General features: G+C 49.2%; 2 protein-coding genes. Both read right to left on the reverse strand.

Annotated elements, in window-relative coordinates:
* Nucleotides 1–32 precede the first annotated feature (32 nt).
* On the reverse strand, nt 33–614 hold the full coding sequence (locus ETC02_RS16620) for an IS630 family transposase (RefSeq protein WP_171698447.1): 582 nt from the start codon (nt 612–614) through the stop codon (nt 33–35).
* Nucleotides 526–1,102, reverse strand: a 577-nt coding sequence (locus ETC02_RS16625; RefSeq protein ID WP_483299735.1) for a helix-turn-helix domain-containing protein, incomplete at its 5' end; no start/stop codon positions are given. The genes ETC02_RS16620 and ETC02_RS16625, both read right to left, overlap by 89 nt.

A 1,102-nucleotide genomic window follows, 5' to 3' on the forward strand; every position in this document is an offset into this window, starting at 1 on the left:
TATAAATGCACCTTGAAAAGTTAACCTTTGCATCACGCTGCACACCCCAAGCGTCGAAGCACCTCTTCCGGTTGTTGATCTATATATTCCATAAACCGGGCAATGGCTTGGTCAATATCCATTTGATCTTTGTGAAACACATTGGCAATGACCGCATCCTTGAGCCATTTCCACAAGCGTTCGATGGGATTCAGCTGTGGGGAATAAGGAGGTAAAAAGATCAAGTGAAACGATTCCCCTTCTTGGCGCAAGAAATCTCTCACCATTTTGACATGGTGGATGCGGGCATTGTCGAGCACGAGCACGATCAGCTGGTCTGGATAACGGCTCTTCAAGATCTTTAAAAAATCCAAAAACGTCGTCGCATTCGCAGCGACTGCTCGATGAAGAACGGTGTCCCCATTGAGCACATTCACCGCCCCAAATACAGAAACGTGGGCATGATGGCCGTACGTGGGCACTTGTTTTTGCCGGCCTGCCTCCGACCAAGTGGCCCGCAGGATTTGATAAGACCGGACATGAGTTTCATCGGCATATAAAAGAATCGTATCGGGAGTGATCAGTTTTTTTAATGAGATCCATTTGTTTTTCAAACGCCTGCTGTTGTTCGGCATCGCCTTTGGCCAGGGTATAGGTGGGACGAGTCCAAGACAATCTCATTCGATGTAAAAGTTTGCGAATTCCTTCCCGGGACATGTCCACCTCGTAGTGTTCGCGGATATAAGACTGAAGAATCCGCGTATTCCAAGAAGAAGCGATGTCCCAACCGAGTTCGGCCGGGGTGTGGGTCAAGATCGTCTGTTTCAGTTCCTGTTGCTGTTCCAGTGTCAAAAACGGCTCCCGGCCCGGCGGATATTTCCGATCGAGCAGGAGATCGAGCCCTCCTTCGTTGAATAAGGAGACATAAAATGCGACGCTTTGGCGGCACAGGTTGAGCATGGAAGCGACGTCTTTCCCCAGATACCCTTCCATGACGAGGCGAACGGCCATGACGCGTTGACGCAGGGAAATGTTTTTGATTTTTTTCTCTTCCTTTCGAAGGGTTCGTGGCGTCCATCCATGGTCATTGGTGATTTTCAATCGTTTCATTCCGTTTCCGCTC

The organism is Geobacillus sp. DSP4a, from assembly GCF_013096875.1.
Taxonomy (GTDB): Bacteria; Bacillota; Bacilli; order Bacillales; family Anoxybacillaceae; genus Geobacillus; species Geobacillus thermophilus.

What these genes read in the sequence shown, in the direction of transcription:
- ETC02_RS16620 (WP_171698447.1), bottom strand. Translation starts at nt 614, where the DNA reads ATGCCGAACAACAGCAGGCGTTTGAAAAACAAATGGATCTCATTAAAA.